Origin of the sequence: Rhodococcus sp. OAS809 (assembly GCF_040546695.1) — a bacterium.
Taxonomy (GTDB): Bacteria; Actinomycetota; Actinomycetes; order Mycobacteriales; family Mycobacteriaceae; genus Rhodococcus_F; species Rhodococcus_F qingshengii.
Genome location: NZ_JBEPOI010000002.1, coordinates 2,941,557 through 2,960,806, shown reverse-complemented (window position 1 = coordinate 2,960,806; position 19,250 = coordinate 2,941,557). Strand labels below are relative to the sequence as shown.

16 protein-coding genes are annotated in these 19,250 nt (G+C 62.5%); 9 read left to right on the top strand and 7 right to left on the bottom strand.

Annotated elements, in window-relative coordinates:
* Window positions 1-14 precede the first annotated feature (14 nt).
* Together ABIE52_RS16855 and ABIE52_RS16850 are read right to left on the bottom strand one after the other, a co-directional pair.
* Entirely contained in the window at window positions 15-1,325 is a 1,311-nt protein-coding gene (locus ABIE52_RS16855; RefSeq protein ID WP_192711962.1) for an alanine racemase, read from the bottom strand.
* Between the two features lie 47 nt (window positions 1,326-1,372).
* Window positions 1,373-2,848 carry an amidohydrolase family protein gene (locus ABIE52_RS16850; protein WP_192711963.1) on the bottom strand — a complete coding sequence of 492 codons (1,476 nt, stop codon included), beginning with the start codon at window positions 2,846-2,848 and terminating at the stop codon, window positions 1,373-1,375.
* 203 nt (window positions 2,849-3,051) lie between these two features.
* Between ABIE52_RS16850 and ABIE52_RS16845 the strand changes: the two genes are divergently transcribed.
* From ABIE52_RS16845 to ABIE52_RS16815, 7 genes are all read left to right on the top strand, one after another.
* Window positions 3,052-3,897, top strand: coding sequence for a M55 family metallopeptidase (locus tag ABIE52_RS16845; protein ID WP_007734371.1), 846 nt, complete (start codon window positions 3,052-3,054; stop codon window positions 3,895-3,897).
* Window positions 3,898-4,105: 208 nt separating this feature from the next.
* The gene (locus ABIE52_RS16840; RefSeq protein ID WP_192711964.1) at window positions 4,106-5,386 is read left to right on the top strand and encodes an MFS transporter; all 1,281 of its coding nucleotides are present in this window, start codon (window positions 4,106-4,108) and stop codon (window positions 5,384-5,386) included.
* A gap of 14 nt (window positions 5,387-5,400) precedes the next feature.
* The gene (locus ABIE52_RS16835; protein WP_003945883.1) at window positions 5,401-6,258 is read left to right on the top strand and encodes a tryptophan 2,3-dioxygenase; all 858 of its coding nucleotides are present in this window, start codon (window positions 5,401-5,403) and stop codon (window positions 6,256-6,258) included.
* Window positions 6,259-6,418: 160 nt separating this feature from the next.
* Window positions 6,419-7,513, top strand: coding sequence for a M20 family metallopeptidase (locus ABIE52_RS16830; protein ID WP_054188093.1), 1,095 nt, complete (start codon window positions 6,419-6,421; stop codon window positions 7,511-7,513).
* A gap of 68 nt (window positions 7,514-7,581) precedes the next feature.
* Window positions 7,582-8,454: a GNAT family N-acetyltransferase gene (locus ABIE52_RS16825; RefSeq protein ID WP_042449804.1), complete on the top strand. Its 873-nt coding sequence runs from the start codon at window positions 7,582-7,584 to the stop codon at window positions 8,452-8,454.
* Window positions 8,451-9,566, top strand: a complete 1,116-nt coding sequence (gene menC, locus ABIE52_RS16820) for an o-succinylbenzoate synthase (RefSeq protein WP_192711965.1) — start codon at window positions 8,451-8,453, stop codon at window positions 9,564-9,566. Before ABIE52_RS16825 ends, menC begins: the two co-directional genes overlap by 4 nt.
* A gap of 47 nt (window positions 9,567-9,613) precedes the next feature.
* Window positions 9,614-11,233: a PucR family transcriptional regulator gene (locus tag ABIE52_RS16815; protein ID WP_058039306.1), complete on the top strand. Its 1,620-nt coding sequence runs from the start codon at window positions 9,614-9,616 to the stop codon at window positions 11,231-11,233.
* Between the two features lie 71 nt (window positions 11,234-11,304).
* On the opposite strand, the gene ABIE52_RS16810 is transcribed toward ABIE52_RS16815, so the two are convergent.
* From ABIE52_RS16810 to ABIE52_RS16800, 3 genes are all read right to left on the bottom strand, one after another.
* The gene (locus tag ABIE52_RS16810) at window positions 11,305-12,201 is read right to left on the bottom strand and encodes a serine hydrolase (protein ID WP_007734380.1); all 897 of its coding nucleotides are present in this window, start codon (window positions 12,199-12,201) and stop codon (window positions 11,305-11,307) included.
* 156 nt (window positions 12,202-12,357) lie between these two features.
* Window positions 12,358-12,993, bottom strand: a complete 636-nt coding sequence (locus ABIE52_RS16805; protein WP_070161497.1) for a ScbR family autoregulator-binding transcription factor — start codon at window positions 12,991-12,993, stop codon at window positions 12,358-12,360.
* A 238-nt stretch (window positions 12,994-13,231) separates the two neighbouring features.
* On the bottom strand, window positions 13,232-13,660 hold the full coding sequence (locus ABIE52_RS16800) for an HIT family protein (RefSeq protein WP_192711966.1): 429 nt from the start codon (window positions 13,658-13,660) through the stop codon (window positions 13,232-13,234).
* An 87-nt stretch (window positions 13,661-13,747) separates the two neighbouring features.
* Between ABIE52_RS16800 and ABIE52_RS16795 the strand changes: the two genes are divergently transcribed.
* Both ABIE52_RS16795 and ABIE52_RS16790 read left to right on the top strand, forming a co-directional pair.
* Window positions 13,748-14,989: a bifunctional glycosyltransferase family 2/GtrA family protein gene (locus ABIE52_RS16795; RefSeq protein WP_007734387.1), complete on the top strand. Its 1,242-nt coding sequence runs from the start codon at window positions 13,748-13,750 to the stop codon at window positions 14,987-14,989.
* The gene (locus ABIE52_RS16790; RefSeq protein WP_192711967.1) at window positions 14,986-17,142 is read left to right on the top strand and encodes a glycosyltransferase family 39 protein; all 2,157 of its coding nucleotides are present in this window, start codon (window positions 14,986-14,988) and stop codon (window positions 17,140-17,142) included. Before ABIE52_RS16795 ends, ABIE52_RS16790 begins: the two co-directional genes overlap by 4 nt.
* An 85-nt stretch (window positions 17,143-17,227) precedes the next feature.
* On the opposite strand, the gene ABIE52_RS16785 is transcribed toward ABIE52_RS16790, so the two are convergent.
* A complete protein-coding gene (locus ABIE52_RS16785; RefSeq protein WP_192711968.1) occupies window positions 17,228-18,532 on the bottom strand; it encodes an HNH endonuclease signature motif containing protein in 1,305 nt (434 codons plus the stop codon).
* A gap of 70 nt (window positions 18,533-18,602) precedes the next feature.
* Window positions 18,603-19,250: an ABC transporter ATP-binding protein gene (locus ABIE52_RS16780; protein WP_192711969.1), complete on the bottom strand. Its 648-nt coding sequence runs from the start codon at window positions 19,248-19,250 to the stop codon at window positions 18,603-18,605.

Sequence of the window (19,250 nt, the reverse complement as noted above, 5' to 3'; positions counted from 1 at the left end):
CGCAACCGGTCCCCTCAGAAGTAGGTGTGCACCGTACCGACGACGCGGTAATCCGAATCGACCTCGGGAATCAGTGACCACTTGTCGAATGTTGTGCAGGGATGCGAGATTCCGCAACCGAGCAGATCGCCGACCTTCACGTCGAAGTCAGCCGGAACGTCGACGTACGCGTGCTGGTCGTTGAGTGCGGTGATCGTCAGCTCTCGCGCTGATCGGTTGGATCCGTCGCGTCGGCGCCACAGGACTATGGGAAAGCCTGCGTCGGAACCGACATCGCGGCGGCCGAAGCCCAGGATCACCCGTCCGGGTTCAGGTATGGAGAGCACTACGCCCCAGACCTCTGCGGCTCCCTGCAGAGTTCGCGGACCGTCAGCCCACGGCGAAGTTTCGGCATAGAGACCGTGATCATGGGTGATATAGCAACCGCTGCGCAGCACGATGCGTACACCGTTGTCGAGTGCCCACCGTCCGGCCAGTTCGCGCACAACGAGATCGTGAAACGCACTGCCGCCGAAAGTGACCAGTGGCTGGGGAGCCTTCGCGGAGTTGTTCTCGAACAGGTTCTCGGCCACACAGATTTCCGTGAAAACCCGCGCGGATTTGAGATACGAATCGACGGAGATACGGCGGGCTGCTACCGAGGCTCCGGGCATCATGCCCTCGAACCCCTCGACTCCGGTGAGTATCAACGAAGGTGCCTGCGATGCTGCGCGTGCGACGTCGAGTGCTTGCTCGACAGTGCGAGCGCCCGCGCGTCCGCTGTCGTAGCCGAGTTCGACGAGAACCCGGATACGGCTGGCCGGTGAGACTTTCGCGATCAACTGTTCCATCAGGCGGACGCTCTCGACCGAGTCCACGAGGGTGGTGACGAAGAAATCGGGGACGGTGGCCTGGGCGTCGCAGATCCACCGAATACCGGCGGGATCGAGAACCTGGCTGGCGATGATGATGGTGTCCACACCGAACTCACGCAGAATGCGTGCCTGCGCAACGGTTGCGGCTGTCATCGCCCAAGCCCCGGCGTCGAGTTGCCGTCGAACCAGTTCGGGGCTCATCGTGGTCTTCGCGTGAGGCGCCAGATCCACATCGTGGTCGGAGCAGAACTGCGCCATGAGGTCGACATTGTGCGCGATCGCTGCACGGTTGAGTGTCATCACGGGTAGCAGGAGGTTGCCGTCGAGTGCCGAGATCCCCAGCGGCTCGAGGTCGGAACCGTCGCGACCTTCGAGGTCGGTGCCGAAGGCCTTGTGCTGCCAACCGATCGGGGGGTTCGCGAAATCCGTCATGGCATCGATTGTGCCGTTGATTGCAGACGATGTGTTCATGTGTGGTGACTTTCTGTCAGAACTATGCAGGTCAGAATGAGATCCGGCTACGAGCGGCGTACCGGGCGACCAGGCAACGCGTCCTGGACCACGACACCGTCTTCGACGACGGGTACTCCGCCGACCAGCACGCGGCTGATACCGGTGGAGGGGCGGGTGCCGTCGATGTACGTGGCGTTGTCGGTGATTCGCTCGGGGTCGAAAACGAGGATGTCCGCGTCGCTACCGGGGCTGATCCGGCCTTTCGTCGCCATCGAGGGAACCGACTCCTCCAGAATCTGCGCAGGGATCAACGAGCAGCGCGCGATGATCTCCGACAGCGACAGCAGCCGACGCTCGCGGTACAGCGTACGAATCGCACGTGCGTAGGTGCCGGCGCCGCGGGGGTGGCCGAGTGCCTTCTTCGGCAGTGGCCACTGCAATGAGTCGGCAGGCGAACGGCCGGGCCAGGTCAGTGGCATCGCGTCGCTCGCGATGGCGGCGCGATCGAAAGTCATCGCCCGTTCGAGGAATTCGCGCTGCACGGTGTCGTTCTCGTCGAGGAACTCCACCAGCACCAACCCACCGGGGTCGGTGGCCCGAAGATGTTCCAGCTGCTTGCGGTCCGCGATACGTTCACCGGTGGGTACGAATGTCAGCGACCGTGGTGTCAGATTCATCAGGTGCAGCTTGTCGGGATCGAGAAACGCAGCTCCGACGGCCGTCGACCCGGAACCGTACGGATACGCCTCCGTCGTGACGCGCGATCCGGCTGCCTGAACCTGCGCCACCACCGACAGCGCGTGGTCGACGTGCATTCCCGAGGTGCTGTTGACGTGGCAGTAGTGCATGTGTGCGCCGGTTTCGGCTGCTGCACGGGCGATTTCGACGGCACCATCCACCGGGCTCGACGGATCGGCCGAGATGAGAGGGCGCGCATGGGTATAGGTGGGAACGCTGGCTCGGGCCGCGAGATCCGCCACCTGTAGGTACTCCACCGGATCGGATTTCGGCGCGTACCCGACCACCACGCCGATGCCGAGAGCGCCTGCGGCCAGATCGTTTTCGAGGAGTTCGAGAATGTGGGCGCGCTGGGAGGCGGTGGGCTCGCCCTGCCAGCTCGGGGAACCGAGATGGTGCAGGAGCGTTCTGATGTCGCCGTCGGGATCGGCCCCTGAGAGTTCGATCATTCGGGCGTGCGCCCACGACGTCGCGTAGCCGTAGTTGATCGGGCGGCCCTCGGCGCCGGCCCGGGCATATGCCTTTGCAACAGGAATGATGCCGGCTTCCAGTTCGAGGGCCGTCGTGACTCCGTCCAATGCCTGAAGTCGCTGCTCGGCGATTTCCTGTCCGTGGCTGTGCAGGTCGATGAATCCGGGGCAGATGACCTGACCGGTCACGTCGATCGTCTGCCGGGCTTCGATCGCGTCGCGACCCCACGCCGAGACCTTGCCGTCGGTGATCGCGATGCCCCGAACCTCGTCGGTCCCCGATGCGGGATCGACGACACGGCCGCCGGTGAACACGATGTCGTGGACCTGCATCAGCGCTGCACTCCTGTCGTTGGTCGAACCGCCTGGCCCGGCGAATGTCCCGATGGTTTCACGGCTCGGGTATCGGATTCTGGTGTGAACGTCCCAAATGGAGGCCGACTCACCGTTCGAGCGGACAAGAAACGGATGCGCTCGAGTGTGAAGGTGAAAGCGAAGTTATCAATTCAGCCGATTGAGATCGATGGAGGACAGGAATGCACGTCTATATTTCGGTGGACATGGAGGGTATCGCGGGTATCGCGACGCTCGATCAGACGATCCGCGGCGGTGGCGGCTACCACCGTGCGCAGATGCTCATGACCGCCGAGACCAATGCCGCGATCGCCGGTGCGTTCGACGCCGGTGCGACGAGCGTCCTGGTCAACGACAGCCACGGAACGATGGACAATCTGCTTCACGCCGACCTGGATCCACGGGCGCGTCTGATCTTCGGAACACCGAAGATGCAGTGCATGGCGGAGGGACTGACGTCCGATCACGACGTCGCTCTGTTTGTCGGCTATCACGCACCAGCCGGTGGGCCCGGCGTCCTGGCGCACACGTTCTCGAGCTTGTTCGCCGACGTCCGCCTCGACGGCAAGTCCGTCTCGGAGACCGACGTCAACACCCTCTACGCTGCCACCCAGGGCGTTCCCGTCGGCCTGGTGACGGGTGACGACATCATCTGCGGCTTGGTCGACGCGGCCTCGCCGACAACCGAGACCGTCGAGGTCAAGAAGGCACATGGATGGTCGGCAACCAATTCGCTGCCGCCGTCGCTGGCGTGCGAGCAGATCCGAGCAGGAGCCGAGCGCGCAGTGCGTAAGGCCGACACACTGAAGCCGGTCGAGCTGCGTGACGAATGGACCCTCGAGATCGTTCACCCCACCACCACGGGAGCTGAACTCGCCGAGGCTGTTCCCGGCTCGCGACGGATTTCGGATCGTACGATTTCGCACACACTCGGCAGCGTCGACGACATTCTCGGTCTGATCACTGTCAATGCCCGGCTTGCAGCCGCAGGCGTCTCGACGATCGTGGCAGTCGCCAATCGCACGTGATGAAGTAGCGACTCCATCGCGAAATGCCGCCGACGCCGTGTGCGCCGGCGGCATTTGTCATCTCTTGGGGCAGAACATGTTCCGACCGACCAAACATTGCTTCGGCTATTGGTGAAACGGACCAATGCGGTAGACGTGTTCGCTGTCACACTTCATCAGTCTTTTCAATGTTCCAGTCCATGCGGCACAAGACAATTCGGGAGGCTTGATGAAGGCGGAACGCGTCACAGTGGAAGCACCGTCGCGGGCGAGCGACGGTTCGGTTCGAAAAATGATGGACAACAAGTCGATTCGTCACACGACCACCGTTACGGTGGGGCTGCTCAGTACCATCTGGTTGATCGACATGGTGGATCGCGTCATGATCGGGCTTGCGCTTCCGATGATCGGCGACGAATTCTCGCTCAGCAGTACGCAGTTGGGTGGCGTGGTCTCGGTATTCGCGATCTTCTACATGCTCGGGCAGGTCCCCGGCGGAATGTTGGCCGACCGCTTCGGACCCAGGCCACTGTTGATCGTTGCTTTGATCCTGTGGTCGGTGTTCACAGCGTTGACAGGGTTCGCGTGGGGTCTCGTCTCGCTGATGGTCATGCGTGCGATGTTCGGCATCAGCCAGGGGCTCTTTCCAGCGGCGTCGTTCAAGGCTTTGGCTGAGCGGACGCGTCCGAAAACCAGAGCGACCGCGATGGGTTTCATGCTCGGCGCCAACAACCTCGGCCCCGGCATCGCACCGCTGATCATCGCGCCGGTCCTCATGGCCGTGGGGTGGCGTGACGCGTTCTGGCTGGTGGCGATCGTCGGCGCAGTGATCGGCACGGTGGTGTGGTTGGTGCTGCCCGCACCGTTGGACACGGAAATTTCGGAAGATCCCGAGGCAGCCTTGCAACCTCTGGCGAGCGAGCACTCTCGCGCCGCCGTGTTCAAGTCCGCGTCGGTGTGGAAGTTCGCGATTCTGTTCTGCCTGGCCAACATGTCCGCGTACGGGCTGATGACCTGGGTGCCGAGTTATCTGCTCAACGACAAGGGACTCTCGCTGATCGACACGGGAATCTTTGCCGCAATTCCCTTCATCGTCACGGCGCTGGCCACGATTGTGGGCGGGCGGTTGGTGGACAAGTACTTCCACGACCGGGCCAGGATCCTTCTGGTTCCGTGTATGGCCACGTCGGCAGTCCTTTTGTTCCTGATGACCACCGCTGACACCGTCGCGATGTTCACGTTCTACGAGACGTTGGCTCTAGGCATCAGCGGTCTGTGTTCGATGTCGATCTTCGCGATGCCGTTGCGGGCACTTCCGGCCGAATTCCTCGGTTCCGGAATGGGTTTGATCAACGGTTGTGGTCAGTTCGCCGGTTTCATCACCCCGCTCGTGATGGGATGGATGGTGGACCAGTTCTCGTACATGGCTGCATTCGGAGTCCTGGTCGGAGCGACGAGCGCTGCCGCATTGGTGGCCATGATCGTTCCGCAGACCCCGGCGAAATTCTGACAAGGAGACCGAAGATGTCGGCAACGGACGGCACACGAAAGATCGAAGACGACGTCGTCACCGATTTTTCCGGGAAGATGAGTTACGGGGCCTACCTCGGACTCGACACCCTCCTGGATTCGCAGCACCCGGTGAGCGAGCCGGAACACCACGACGAACTCTTGTTCATCATTCAGCACCAGACCAGCGAGTTGTGGCTCAAACTGTTTCTCCACGAGATTCGGGCGGCCAGAGCAGCGATCGCTGCCGACGATATTCGGGTTGCGTTCAAGCGGATCGCACGTGTCAAACATATTCAGGCCACCTTGACCGAGCAGTGGTCGGTGTTGGCGACACTGACGCCGGCGGAGTATGCGGAGTTCAGGGGCGTTCTCGGCAACTCGTCGGGGTTCCAGTCGTACCAGTACCGCGCCGTGGAATTCGTGCTCGGAAACAAGAACGCGGGCATGCTGAAGGTGTTCGAATCGGATCCGTCCGCCCATCGATTGTTGGAGACCCTGCTCGGGGAGCCGACACTGTACGACGAGTTCTGGCGGTACCTGTCCAGGCAGGGGTACGACGTTCCGGCGTCGGCTCTCGAACGAGACGTCAGCGCGCCCTACGTGCGAAACGACGAACTGATTCCGCTGGTCAAAGCAATCTACGAGAACGTCGAACAGCACTGGACGGCGTACGAGGCGTTCGAGGAGTTGGTCGACCTCGAGGAGAGCTTTCAACTGTGGCGGTTCCGGCACCTTCGGACGGTGCTGCGGGTGATCGGCATGAAGAAGGGGACCGGCGGTTCGAGTGGTGGTGCCGGGTTCCTGCAACGTGCGCTGGAGTTGAGCTTCTTCCCTGAGCTGTTTGCCGCCCGAACAGAGATCGGTACCTGACACACCTGCTTGATGACACACAGTTGCTTGTCACACCCAGCTGTTCGTGACGCACGACGAATCCGAGCCCGAAGGACAGGAGTCTTGGACAAGATCCGACAGGGTCGCTTCGGCCAAGCTTGACTGCGAAGTTGCAAGTCGGTGACAGGAGAGCGTCGGAGTGGACAAGAAATCAATGGTGGCAGACCTGGCGGCGTTGGTAACCGCCGAGTCGCCCAGTTCCGATCTCGGCGCAGTCGATGCATGTGCGGACGTGGTGGCCGAAATCGGCGAACGCCACCTCGGAAGCACCCCCGAACGTATCCGCATCGACGGGCGCCAGCACTTGCGTTGGTCGTTCGGCGCGGAGCCGAAGGTGATGCTCCTGGGCCATTTCGACACCGTCTGGCCGCTCGGAACGCTCGCAGAGTTGCCCTGGTCTGTCACCGACAACATCGCCACCGGACCCGGAGTCTTCGACATGAAGGCCGGCATCGTCCAGCTCTTCCACGCGCTCGCATCGCTTCCGTCGCTCGACGGGGTGGTCGTGCTCCTCAATTCCGACGAGGAAATCGGCTCCCCGACCTCGCGCGCACTGATCGAGGAGCAAGCACGTCAGGTCGACGCGGTGCTGGTCCTCGAAGCCGCAGCCGACGGCGCAGTGAAGACCGCGCGCAAGGGTATGTCGCTGTACTGCGTCGACATCGAGGGACGCGCTGCACACGCCGGACTGGAACCGGAACGAGGTGTGAACGCTGTAGTGGAGCTCGCACATCAGATTCAGGCCGTGGTGGAGCTCGCGGACCCGGCGGCGGGAACGTCGGTGGTTCCGTCCGTGATCAGTGGCGGCACGACCACCAATACTGTTGCAGCGCAAGCGCAACTGTGGTGTGACGTTCGCATGTGGTCGGCGACGGAACAGGAACGCATCGACCGTTCGATCCGTGCACTGACACCCGCGCTGGCCGAAAGTCGAATTTCGGTGTCCGGAGGCCCCAACCGTGGACCACTGGAATCAGTGTCTTCGGAGAAGCTGTACTTTCTCGCTCACCAGGTCAGCAGTGAGAGCGGCTTGGGGATGCTGCGCGACTGCGCCGTCGGCGGTGCATCGGACGGAAATTTCACTGCCGCAGTAGGAACTCCCACGTTGGACGGCCTCGGTGCCGTCGGCGGTGGCGCCCACGCAGCGACAGAACACGTAGAGATAGATCAGATGATCCCGCGCGCCACCTTGTTGGCCGGTCTGGTGACTCGAATCCTGGAGGGAGGACTGTGACTATGACGTCGCCGAACAATGTCCAACGCAAGACCGTTCAACCATTCGGAGGTGTATCGCCTTCACGGATGCGGCAAGCAATCAGCCAGGCCGAGCAGGCCGCCCTGCTTGCATGTGTGACTATCGAAACCGTCACCGGGCATGCCGAGTTGGAACAGGTATTCGGTCTGTTCGAGAAGGTATGGCAGCCGGAGAGCGGTAACCCTCCCGTCCATCGGGACATGATGAAAGCGCTCGCACACTCCGGTAACTACGTCGCCGGCGCGTTTCGTGGCGGAGATTTGATCGGCGGCTCGGTTGCATTCTTCGAGGAACCGCAACACCGTTCGTTGCATTCGCACATCACGGGGATCCTCCCGAACGTGCAGAACGGGCACATCGGCCTCGCGTTGAAACTGTTCCAGCGAGCGTGGGCACTGGAACGGGGAATTCTCCACGTGCGGTGGACTTTCGACCCGCTCGTCGCGCGCAATGCCTACTTCAACGTCTCGAAACTCGGTGCGTTCCCGATCCAGTATCTGCCGCGTTTCTACGCGCCGATGAACGACAGTCTCAACGGCGGCGCAGACAGCGACCGATTGCTGATCGACTGGGAAATCGGTAGTAGCAAGGTTGCCGACGTCGTCGCCGGTTCGGGAGAAGTCCCGACTCCCGAGTCCTTGGGGGCGAGCGAACTGCTGTCCGTCTCCGAAGCCGGCCTGCCCGTGTTGAAGTCGACCAAGAATCGATTCGTCACGGTGGCTACACCGAATGACGTGTACACACTGCGTAAGTCGGACCCGGCGGCGGCGAACGACTGGCGCCTGGCAGTCCGCGAGACTCTCGGTGGTGTGCTCGCCGAGAACGGAGTGGTTCTCGCAGTTACCAGAACCGGAAAGTACGTGCTGGACCGTGCGCCGGGAACACAGGCAGGCAGGACAACAGCGGAGGTTACATCGTGAAGATCGACGGAGTTGAATTACGCCGGGCGGCAATGCCGTTGAAAGCGCCGTTCCGTACCTCGTTCGGCACCGAGACCACCAAGGACGTGTTGTTCGTCAAGGTAGTCACCTCGGAGTCGGAGGGCTGGGGCGAGTGCGTGGCGATGTCCGAGCCTCGCTACTGCTCCGAATACACGGACGGCGCCGCCGAAGTCCTTCGTAAGTTCCTGATTCCGTCTCTGGGTCAACTCACCGATCCCGACGTGCACGCACTGAGCGCGACGATGGAACAGTTCGCCGGGCACCCCATGGCCAAAGCGGCACTGGAAACCGCATTTCTCGACGCCGAGTTACGGGCTGCCGGGACGAGCATGTCTTCGTACCTGGGCGCGGTGGTCGATCGCGTACCCGCGGGTGTCTCGGTGGGTATCAAGAATTCGATCGACGAACTGCTCGAAGAGGCAGGCGGGTTCCTCGATGCCGGATACCTGCGCATCAAACTGAAGATCGAACCGGGCTGGGACATCGAGCCGGTTCGCGCAGTCCGCGAGAGGTTCGGCGACGACGTACTCCTCCAGGTCGACGCGAACACCGCGTACACCCTGGCTGACGCCCGCCATCTCCAGCGGCTCGACGACTTCGACCTCCTGCTGATCGAGCAGCCGCTTCCCGAAGAGGAACTGCGCGGCCACGCCAGGCTGGCCGAGATGATGCGGACGCCGGTCTGCCTCGACGAGTCGATCACCTCCGCGAAGGTCACCGCCGACGCGCTGGCAATCGGTGCGTGCAGCGTGGTGAACATCAAACCGGGACGTGTGGGCGGTTATCTGGAATCGCGTCGTATCCACGACGTCTGCAAGGCCAACGGAATTGCCGTGTGGTGCGGCGGAATGCTCGAGACCGGAATCGGCAGGGCCGCCAACGTCGCGCTTGCCGCGCTCCCCGGATTTGCCCTACCAGGCGATACATCGGCTTCCGACCGGTACTTCGCCGAAGACATCACCGAGCCGTTCGTACTCGACAACGGTTACGTGAAGGTTCCGGAAGGACCGGGCATCGGCGTCGAACCGATCCCCGACCTGCTCGAAGCAATTACCACGTCGGTCGAATGGATCGGCATGGATCGGCTTTGACGAATCACTATGACACACTTCGTTCACCGGACGAAGGAGTGATAGACGTGGGCACCGTACGACCTCGCATCAGTTTGGTGCGGCTTCTCGAAGACGTGGGAACTACGGTGCTGAATCCGGTTGTCGGCGACCCGGAGGCGGTCCAGGAGATCGCCTCGGTGGTCATTCACGACCCCGACGACGACTCACCCTCGACACCGGACTCCATGGTGCTGCTCGTCGGCGTCACCGGAGGCGAACGTATCGCGGAGTCCGTGGCCGGCCTGGCCGAGCGCGGAGTACGCGTGGTGGTCGCGCGAGTGACCGCCGAGGTCAGCGATGCGGACCGCGAATCCGTCATCGCCTCGGGCGTCGTGCTGTTGGCCTTGGCGCGAGGAGTCTCGTGGGTTCAGCTGACAAGCCTGCTTCATTCGGTGCTCTCGGCCCGAAACGAAGTCGGGCACATCCACTCACGCGGAGGCGGCCCGGCCGGCGATCTGTTCGCCTTCGCCAACGCTGTCAGCGCACTTCTCGATGCGCCGATCACGATCGAGGACCGCAGCTCACGGGTCATCGCCTTCTCCGGCCGCCAGGAAGAAGGAGACGGTCCACGTATCGCGACCGTTCTGGAGCGGCAAGTTCCTGACCAGTACATTCGAGTGCTCGAAGAGGCCGGGGTCTTCGACCGGCTCTATCGCAGCGACGATCCGGTGTGGGTCTCGGCCGAGACCCTCGGTACCAAAATGGGTCGTATCGCCGTGTCCATCAGAGCCGGCGACGAGTTCCTCGGCTCCATGTGGGTGGCAACCGGTGAGCCGATGTCCGACGACCGGATGCGTGCTCTGCGCGATTCAGCTGGGTTGATCGCGCTGCAGATGTTGCGGTTGCGCGGCGGCGCCGACGCCGAGCGCCGACTGCGCGCAGACCTGATCGCAACCCTTCTCGACGGTGGGTCAGGTGCGGTCGACGCGATGAATCGCCTCGGCCTCGGGACCGGCCCCGCACTCGTGATGGCTTTGGGTCGTAGGTCTTTCGAAGGATCGTCGAAGCCGGACGATGCCGCCCACGTGGTGCGACTGACCGACGCTCTGGCCATGCACCTCGGCGCCGTCCACTCGCAGTCGGCGGCAGCCTTGGTCAACGGAACCGGCTATGCGGTGCTGTCTGTGCGAGGGCATTCCCCGGCCGAAGCCGAGTTGCAGGCGTTCCGTGTGGCCTCGGACTTCCTGGACCGCACCGGAGCGTCCGGCGACACGATCATCGGGATCGGCCGGGTCGTGACCAGACCGGCGCAGCTGAGCCGATCGAAGCGCGACGCCGAACATGCCCTCGAAGTGTTGTTGGCGGGACGAGCGTCGGGCAGCGTCGCCACCTTCAGTAGCGTCCACGTCGATGCCATCCTGTTGGAGATCGCGTCGGAAGCTGCAGCCGAAGGGTTCTCGGACCTCGGACCGATCGAGGCGATCGCCAGCCACGACGCCGCTCATGCGACCTCGTTCGTGGACACTCTCGATGCGTGGCTCAACGCGTTCGGTGATGTCGGTGACGCCGCGGCGTCATTGCACGTGCACCCCAACACCTTTCGGTATCGCCTCAGCAAGTTGAAGGGTATGGCCGCGTTGGATCTCGACGACCCCAACGTCCGCTTCCGGTTGATGGTGCATCTTCGTCTGCGCGGTCCACGCTAGCTCGAAAGCCGAAAAATGCGGGTCGCACTGATTTCTCAGCGCGACCCGCATTCTTTGTCAGTGGGTTCGGATCAGCTGTTGTTGCGAAGTGCTTCGACAGCGATGCGGCCGACGGTTCCGATGGAGGCGTCGATCTTCGGGGCGCGGTGGGTGAGCTCGTGGGACTTGGTGAAGACACCGACGGCGTAACGCTTGCCGTCCGGGTACGCCACGACGCCGGCTTCGTTTCGTACCAGTCCCAGCGTTCCGGTCTTGGCGGCGACAGTGACCTCGTCGGGGAAACCGGACGAAAGGCGGTGCGGCCAGACCTGCTTGCTCATGATGGTTCGGACCTCTTCACAAGCCGATGCGGGGCCGGCTTCATCCCTCCAGATTGCAGCCAGCAACATTGTGATCTCACGAGGAGTACTGGAATTGGAGCGGGCGGGATCCATGACGGAAATTGTCCGAAGAATTTCGATGGGGGGCATTTCCAGCAAGGTGCCCTTGTCGACGCCGAGGTCGTCGTAGACCGTCTTGAAGAGGCCTCGGCAGTCACGGACCAAGTTGGTCTTCTCCAAACCGAGCCCGCGCAGCGTTGCGACGATGTTGTCGAGTCCGAGACGCTCGTACAAGAAATCCGTGGCGGCGTTGTCGCTGAAGCTCATCATGAGCAGAGCGAGGTCTCGCCAGCTTGCAGTCACGTCGTCGGCGCAGCCGCCGATACCGATGCCGCCGGAGCGGAACTCGGCGGTCACCGTGGCGTGCTCGGTCGGATCAAGGGTGCCTGCCGCTACTTCACGGGCGTACTGAAGCACAACAGGAATCTTGAAAACGGAGGCGAGGATGACACCTTCGTCCGCGCCGTAGCCGAACTCTTCGCCGGAATCGATGTCGCGTGCGTGGACGTAGGCATCGGTCTTCGCTTCGGCGAGTACAGCAGCGATCTCCTGCTGTGCGCTCTCAACGTACGTGGCGGTTTCGGTCATTCGAGAAGCCCTTTCGTCGGTATCCATGTATCTGGGTTATTCGTGGATCTGACGATAGTGAGTCGACGACGGGGGGTCTTGTACGAATCGACGAAGGTTGGCGCACGGTTCGGTGCTGTTGCGCCGAATCATCCGGGCGTCGGGGTGTTCTCCGGATCAGGACGCATAAGTTTCGAGGCGACATCCGACCAGTTCGGCGACGGCGCTGCGTCGCTTGTCGGAGACCACGCCTGCCAACAGGAGGGTGAACAATTCGTCGATACGGTCGTTCAAATCGCTTCGTCTGGTGAGAACGTTCGAAACCAGTTGAACGCCGGTGAATGCCGAGATCACCACGCGACCCACCGATTCCGGCTCCACATCGTCGCGGATGTCGCCTTCGAGCTTCGCGGCCTCGGCCAGTTTTCGAAGCTCGCGGATCCACACGACGTACGGGCCTTGCGAACCGTCGGCAGAGGCCAACTCGAGGGTAAGTCGGATTCCCGCACGAACAATAGGTTCTGCGACGAGTTGGCGGCCCATCTCGTGGCACACCATGACGAGCTGTTCCAGTGCCGGTGCGCCTGTGGCTGCAACTGCGGTGAAGGCACTGATCGAGATCTGGTGCTGTTCTTCGATCACCGCCTGAGCCAGTTCGTCTTTGGACGAGAAGTGAAAATAGACCGCGCCCTTGGTCATCTGCGCCGCGGACACGATGTCATTCATGCTCGTGCTGCCGTACCCCGTGACTTCGAACCGATCAGCAGCACCTTGAAGAATCTGTCGGCGACTGATCTTGGCACGTTCCTGCATTGCTCCCTTGTCCTCCGACTGTTAACACGTGAACCAGTTTTAGGGCCCTAGGTCCCGGACCAGCGACCCACGGTAGCAGCGAATCTCGTGCTCGCGCGACAGCGCGAAACGGACTGTTCGGTGTGCAATCGCAGGTCACGGTCGGTAGGAGCGACAAATGCGACCGCCGCAACCTCCGTTGGAGGCTGCGGCGGGGAGTCCAGTTATCGGCCAGCGAAATTCGGTCGAAGGTATGCGATCAACGAGTCGAGACAGTTGCCTCGAAGCCGAGGTCGCGTAGCGCCGACTTGAGTTTGGTCTGTGCCTCGTCGAGAGATTCAGGTGTCGGCGAGGTGTCGGCGCCACTGATGTCGAAGTTCCCCATGTCGTATGCGGGGAAAACATGAACGTGAAGATGCGGAACTTCCAGACCTGCGATGAGGAGACCCGACCGAGGCGCGTCGAACGCCTTCCGCACGGCTTGGCCGAGGTTGCGGGCAACATCGGTGACCTTGGCAAAGAGTTCAGGATCCACGTCCTGCCACTGATCGACCTCGGCTCGCGGAACCACAAGCACGTGGCCCTGCGTTACCGGCGCGATGGTCAAGAACGCGACGACGTCCTCGTCCTCCCACACGAAACGTCCTGGTAGATCCCCGTTGATGATGGCACTGAAGACTGAAGGCATACCCCGAGATTAGCCCGCGTCCGGTTGCCAGGAAACTCCCAGGCTGGACGCAGGTTCGTCGGAGCCGGCCCGACAAATCTAGGACGCATGACGACAGAAGCCATGCAGACCGCGGGCAGCACGGACGCAGAGGAGGTCTCCGCGACGACTGTAGTGCTGGACGTGGTCGTCCCGGTATACAACGAAGAGGCAGGCCTCGAGACGTGCGTGCGGCGCCTGCGCCGGCATTTACGCACGCAGGTGCCATTCTCTGCACGAATTACCATCGCGGACAACGCCAGTGTCGACGGCACGTTGGCACTGGCACGTTCCCTCGCCGAAGAATTCGACGACGTCCGGGTCGTCCACCTGGATGCGAAGGGTCGTGGTCGAGCACTGCGGCAGGTATGGAGCGACTCCGATGCCGACGTGGTCGCGTACATGGACGTCGACCTCTCGACCGACCTCAACGCCCTGATGCCGTTGATTGCTCCGTTGCTCTCCGGACACTCGGACATTGCCATCGGTTCCCGGCTGGCACGATCGTCCCGCGTGGTGCGCGGCCCCAAGCGTGAGTTCATCTCACGTAGCTACAACCTCATCCTCCGAAGCGCACTGCATGCTCGCTTCTCCGACGCCCAGTGCGGATTCAAAGCCATGCGCGTCGATGTTGCACGGCAACTACTTCCGCTGGTGGAGGACACCGGGTGGTTCTTCGATACCGAATTGCTGGTGCTGGCCGAGCGAGCGGGCATGCGGATTCACGAGGTCCCTGTCGACTGGGTGGACGACCCGGACAGTCGGGTGGACATCATTGCCACGGCAGTTGCCGACCTCAAAGGTGTGGTCCGTGTCGGGCGAGCACTGTCTACTGGTTCCCTTCCATTGGCCGAGCTCAGGGCAAGTTTCGGACGTGAACCGTTGGTTCCCGGAGTTCCACGAGGAATGGTCGGGCAGCTCTCACGCTTTGCCGTGGTGGGAGTCATTTCGACGCTCGCGTACGCGCTGCTCTACCTCGCTCTGCACTCGATCATGGGTGCGCAGTGGGCCAACGCCGTCGCATTGCTGGTGACCGCGGTATTCAACACCGCCGCCAACCGGGCCTTCACCTTCGGGATCCGAGGGTCGGAAGGATCCGCTCGTCACCAGATGCAGGGCCTGCTCGTGTTCGGGTTCGGTCTACTGCTCACCAGCGGATCGTTGTTCGTGCTCGACGTCATGGCGCCCGACGCTTCCAAGCACGTGGAGCTTGCCGTACTCGTCATCGCCAATCTTGTTGCCACAGTCAGTCGATTCATCGCACTGCGCTGGGTGTTTCGCACCGCACAATCCGTAGGAGCCAATCGATGACCGCCACTGCAGAGACACTCGCCGCGCCGCTGCCAGCGCCGGAACCGCAACGTCAGGTGCGCTGGGAACCGTGGGCACTGGGAGTGTTGTTGGTGGGCACCGGAGTCGCCTACATCTGGGGCCTGGGTGCGTCCGGATGGGCCAACTCGTTCTATGCCGCTGCGGTACAGGCAGGTTCGGTGTCGTGGAAGGCTTTCTTCTTCGGCTCCTCGGACGCTGCAAACTCGATCACCGTCGACAAGCCGCCCATGTCCCTGTGGTTGATGTCGCTGTCGGTTCGCATCTTCGGACTCAATTCCTGGGCGATGTTGGTGCCGCAGGCACTCCTCGGGGTCGGATCGGTTGCACTGTTGTGGGGAACGGTTCGACGGTATTTCGGTGCGGCCGCCGGCCTCCTCGCGGGCCTGGTACTTGCGCTCACACCCGTAGCGGCGCTGATGTTCCGGTTCAACAACCCGGATGCTCTGCTGGTGCTCCTGATGATCGCAGCAGTGTGGGCGATGATGCGCGCCGTGCAGGACGGCCGCACCCGCTGGCTCGTGTTGGTCGGTATCTTCTGCGGATTCGGTTTCCTGACAAAGCAATTACAGGTCATGTTGGTGGTTCCACCGCTGGCGCTCACCTATCTGATCGCCGGACCGCCGAAACTGGGTAAGCGCGTACTCCAACTGTTCGCGGCACTGGGCGGACTGATCGTCTCCGCCGGAGGGTGGTTGGCAATCGTCGAACTGTGGCCGGCCGACTCGCGTCCGTGGATCGGTGGTTCACAGAACAATTCGATTCTCGAACTGACGCTCGGCTACAACGGGCTCGGACGCTTGAGCGGCAACGAGACCGGAAGCGTCGGCGGCGGCGGAATGCGCGGTGCTGGTGATGCTGCGGCCGGCGCTGCTGCGGGCGGTTTCCCCGGCATGGGCGAGGCCGCAGGTGGTATGGCCGGGGGAGGTATGGCACCAGGTGGTGGGGCCGGCGGTGGTATGTGGGGGAGTACCGGCATTACCCGACTGTTCGAATCGGCCCAGGGCGGACAGATCGCCTGGTTGATTCCTGCTGCACTGATACTTCTGGTGGCTGGAATCGTGCTGCGAGGCAAGGCACCCCGCGCTGACACACAGCGTGCGTCATTCATCGTCTGGGGGCTCTGGCTGTTGGTGACCGGACTGACCTTCAGTTTCATGGCGGGAATCTTCCACGCCTACTACACCGTTGCGCTGGCGCCGGCGATCGCCGCGCTGATCGGTTCAGGATCGGTAGTGGCGTGGCGTCATCGTGACGTCCTCTGGGTTCGCATCATTCTGGCGGTGTCCTTGGCCGCAACCGTCGCGATGGCGTGGGTACTGCTCGGACGCTCGCCTTCGTTCGTACCGTGGCTTCGCTGGACCATTCTGGTGGTCGGCATCGTCAGTGCCTTGGCAGTGCTGATTCCGGCAGTGACGCGAGGTCGATTGGCTGTAGCAGTGATTCTCGCAGCGATCTTCACCGGTCTGGCAGGTCCGACTGCATACGCGATCGACACGATCAACACTCCGCATACCGGTTCCATAGTTTCGGCCGGACCGAGCGTCGAAGGTGGAATGGGCGGGCCCGGAGGTGGCCGCGGAGGCTTCGGTGGATTCGGTGGATTCGGTGGCACGGCTGATGGCGGTAACCGTCGGACTGACGGGGCTGGGACCGGAATGCCGGGCACGCCCCCTGTAGGAATGGGTCAGATGCCCGGTGGTGCAACAGTTCCGGGCGGTACCACGCCGACCACCGACGGGACGCGAGGCGCAATGGGAGGCGGTGCCGGTGGTCTACTGCAGGGCAGCACGCCGGGAGCCGCTGTTGTGTCCACTCTCGAAGAGAACTCCGACCAGTTCACGTGGGTAGCCGCGGCAATCGGGTCCAACAGCGCATCGGGTTATCAGCTTGCGACGCAGTCACCGGTCATGGCTATCGGAGGGTTCAACGGGAGCGATCCGTCGCCGACGCTCGCGCAGTTCCAGCAGTACGTGGCAGAGGGCAAGATTCACTTCTTCATCGCTGGCGGTGGGATGGGTGGCGGTATGAACGCCGAAGGCACCGCTACCGCTATCTCGACGTGGGTGACCGAAAACTTCACCGCCACAACGGTGGACGGAGTAACCCTCTACGACTTGACGGTTGCAGGCTGACCATAATGAACGCACGCCAGGTCCGCATCGGAGGTGCTTCCTCCGATGCGGACCTGGCGTGAAGTTGTATGCCTGAGGTTCGTCCTCAGGTTTTGAAGGTGGTGTTCGCCGGCCGCGGTTGCTGGCCGGGGTCGATCGAGGGTGGTGGGATGAACCAGGGTTTGTTGTCGGCGCCGATGCGGATTTTCCATTTCCCGACGAACCCGGATTTGCGGTGCATCAGCCGGTGGTGCGAACGGCACAGCAGGACCAGGTTGTTCATCACCGTCGGGCCGCCGTTCGCCCAGTGCCGGATATGGTGCGCATCAGTCCAGGCCGGTACACATGTGCAGCCGGGGAACGCGCAGCCTCTGTCCCGGGCGATCAACGCCACTCGCTGTTCGGCGGTGACCAATCGTTTTCCTGGTTGCGCATCCAACGGCGCGCCGTGACTGTCGAGCAGGACTGTGGACAGGAAACAATCACAGCCGAGGAGTCTGGTCTGCGACACGGACAGTGGTCCGAGCCAGGGCATGTGCCCGACATCGAGATCCGACTGAGACTCTTCACCATCAGCAGTGGAGGGTGTTGCGGCGCAGTCACGGTGCTCAGCGAGATCACGCGCGTTGATGTGCACGTTCACGTGCGGGCGTTGGCCACCATCGGTACCGGTTTTCGCGCAGTCCAGATACCGGCGGATCAGTTCGGTGAACCCGTCCGCCGTGCGCTTCGCCGTCGACCGAGCATCCGGGGTTCCATCGGGTGCCGGGGTGGGCATCGTCAGATTCGACAACGCCGACAGCAACATCTCACCGGTGAGAGCGTCGAAATCCCCACGCACCACCACCCGACCGTTCAATGTCGAGGCGATCCGCAACTCATTGAGATCGACATCCTCGGCGGGCGGAATCTCATCCGATTCGAACAACCGCTCCAAGGTCGCGATCACGTTCCGCACTTTCGTGGTCGTCGCTTCCACACCCGACGCAGCCGCAAGCAGTAGGTCGATACAGCGAGGGAGCGCGGCGTCTGGCATGCCTTTCGGTGGTGATTCGCAGAACGCCACGATCAACACGGCGTGCTCGAAGGAGCAGTCCCCGCCATCGAACCGAGCCGCCACCGCCGGAAACGGCCGCAAAGCTGCACCTAACGCGGCGATCTTCTTCCCGTCCCGAACCTGCAGCATGGTGTTAGCCGCCAACCACGCACCCACTCCGCGACTGGCAATCACCTGATCATCCGGGCGCAACGACAGTTCGTCCACCACCGCAACACGCACAGCTTCGAGACGAAGAATCTCCGCACTCGCCTCGACAGCAGCAGCGCGCAACTCGGCAGCAGTCAACCGCCACAACCGTCCGCGCAACCCCACCGCAGAACCAGACACCACATCCGACAACAAGACACTCATTGAATCCCCCGATCCCCTGCCCAAATCATACTCGAACATACGTTCGGGTCAAGGGTCGATTTCGCAGGGGCTAAGCGCTGATACTGTCGAGGTCGTGGACCACGTCGCAGCAGGCGCCGAGTAATTCGCGATCATGGCTGATGAGTAATACACCGACGCCGGTTTCGGCGGCGCGACTCTCGATCAACCGAATGAGCGCGGCCGTCGTGGCGGCGTCGAGCATCGCCGTCGCCTCGTCACAGATGAGGTATTTCGGTTGTTGCGCCAGCGATCTCGCCAGGCAGGCGCGCTGTAGTTGGCCGTCGCTCACCTGGTGTGGTCTGCGCGACAAGAGATCGGGAGTGAGGCCCACTTCTGCTGCCAGCGCGGCCACATCGATTGACCTACTGGCAATGTCACCGGGTTGGCCGATGATCGAGGCGAGCGTCTGCCGAGGGTCGGTCGATGCGCGAGGTGACTGAAACAGCATGGACACCGTGCCGCGTAGTGCCGCGGGTACCGAGAATTTGGTACCCACAACGGGTGATCCGTCGATCCGCACTTCGCCTGACCACGGTGCATCCAGCGAAGCGAGAATCCTTGCAAGTGTTGATTTTCCGGTGCCCGAAGGCCCGGTCAGGCCGATCAGCTTTCCCGACGGAATCTCGAGCGAGACGTTCTCGAGAACTGGCCGGTTGCGACGGTAACCTCTGGTGATTCCCAGAGCTTGCAGACTCAT

Coding starts and splice junctions, on each gene's coding strand:
- ABIE52_RS16795 (WP_007734387.1), top strand. CDS start 13,748: ATGACGACAGAAGCCATGCAGACCGCGGGCAGCACGGACGCAGAGGAG.
- ABIE52_RS16780 (WP_192711969.1), bottom strand. CDS start 19,250: ATGAGTCTGCAAGCTCTGGGAATCACCAGAGGTTACCGTCGCAACCGG.
- ABIE52_RS16840 (WP_192711964.1), top strand. CDS start 4,106: ATGAAGGCGGAACGCGTCACAGTGGAAGCACCGTCGCGGGCGAGCGAC.
- ABIE52_RS16790 (WP_192711967.1), top strand. CDS start 14,986: ATGACCGCCACTGCAGAGACACTCGCCGCGCCGCTGCCAGCGCCGGAA.
- ABIE52_RS16850 (WP_192711963.1), bottom strand. CDS start 2,848: ATGCAGGTCCACGACATCGTGTTCACCGGCGGCCGTGTCGTCGATCCC.
- ABIE52_RS16800 (WP_192711966.1), bottom strand. CDS start 13,660: ATGCCTTCAGTCTTCAGTGCCATCATCAACGGGGATCTACCAGGACGT.
- ABIE52_RS16810 (WP_007734380.1), bottom strand. CDS start 12,201: ATGACCGAAACCGCCACGTACGTTGAGAGCGCACAGCAGGAGATCGCT.
- ABIE52_RS16785 (WP_192711968.1), bottom strand. CDS start 18,532: ATGAGTGTCTTGTTGTCGGATGTGGTGTCTGGTTCTGCGGTGGGGTTG.
- ABIE52_RS16845 (WP_007734371.1), top strand. CDS start 3,052: ATGCACGTCTATATTTCGGTGGACATGGAGGGTATCGCGGGTATCGCG.
- ABIE52_RS16835 (WP_003945883.1), top strand. CDS start 5,401: ATGTCGGCAACGGACGGCACACGAAAGATCGAAGACGACGTCGTCACC.
- ABIE52_RS16855 (WP_192711962.1), bottom strand. CDS start 1,325: ATGAACACATCGTCTGCAATCAACGGCACAATCGATGCCATGACGGAT.
- ABIE52_RS16825 (WP_042449804.1), top strand. CDS start 7,582: ATGCGGCAAGCAATCAGCCAGGCCGAGCAGGCCGCCCTGCTTGCATGT.
- ABIE52_RS16805 (WP_070161497.1), bottom strand. CDS start 12,993: ATGCAGGAACGTGCCAAGATCAGTCGCCGACAGATTCTTCAAGGTGCT.